Genomic DNA, 1,144 nt, shown 5'->3' on the forward strand with positions numbered 1-1,144 from the left:
TTAGCAGTTGACCGCATCAATTCGCAATTAAGTCATGCAAAAGTACCTGCATAAATTTTAAAAACGATAGTTTTTACATCGGAGCAATCTAAGCTCTTGAAAAAATCGAATTATGAAATTGATTCAATTAATTAATCAATAATAAAAAGATGGGGGATTTTCATTCATCCCTCATCTTTTTTTCTAATTGTAAGAGCCAATCTTTTCGATGAATACCTCCACCATATCCACCTAACTCTCCATTTGTATTAATGACGCGATGACATGGAATTAATATTGAAATCTGATTTGCGCCATTTGCTCTCGCAACAGCTCGAAATGCATTAGGATTACCTTTTTGTATAGCTAAATCCTTATATGATATAGTCTCGCCCGGTTGTATTTCCCTTAATAATGCCCATACTTCCCTTTGAAAATCAGAACCTAATTCCATAGAAATCGGCGTTTTGAAGGTCATTCGCTTCCCTTCAAAATACAATGCTAATTCTTCTTCTAATTGTTCTAGCACTTCATTTGAACCGGGTATAATTGCAGCAGAAAATTTCTTGCGCATTTTCTCAATTTCAGTTTCTAATCCCCGTCGATCAACGAATTCCAATAAAAATAATGCGTGATCATCCGCAATCGCGACCATCGAACCTAATTTCGTCTCAATCCACTTTGCTGTAAAAAGTCTTACTTGATCCTTTCTTTTTGGAACAGTTCCCATAACACGAGTAAACGCATCTCTAAAGCCATTCCCTGACTCAAAACCACTATCTAACTGACTCTCGATTAATGGTTTACCATTTCGAATATGTTGGAATGCCATCCCCATTCTTCGAGAACGCGCATATTCAATAAAGGTCATCCCGAACTGTTTTTTGAATTGTCGTCTCGCTGTATTCGCACTCATCGATAATTCGTCAAAATCTCGATCCGACGATTTTTTCTGTGGATTTTCTTCTATTGCTTCAACTAACTTTTTCACTTCAGGTGACAACGAAGTAGGTGTATTTAACATCGTTTCGGTAGAATTCCCCCAGCTTCTATAAGTGGGGGATGAATACCGTTCAGTTTGAGGGTTACCGTTGGTAACTCGAAAACTGATATAAAGGTCTTATCGCCTTTTTCTTTTAGCTTAGATAAGAACATATGTTTCTTT

Annotated in this window: 1 pseudogene; it reads right to left on the minus strand. The window is 36.9% G+C overall.

The window, feature by feature from the left end:
- Nucleotides 1-160: 160 nt before the first annotated feature.
- Nucleotides 161-1,000, minus strand: a pseudogene (locus DF281_RS14450) (bifunctional transcriptional activator/DNA repair enzyme AdaA); the annotation flags it as partial.
- Between the last annotated feature and the right edge of the window lie 144 nt (nucleotides 1,001-1,144).

Origin of the sequence: Kurthia zopfii, assembly GCF_003143955.1 — a bacterium.
Lineage (GTDB): Bacteria > Bacillota > Bacilli > Bacillales_A > Planococcaceae > Kurthia > Kurthia zopfii.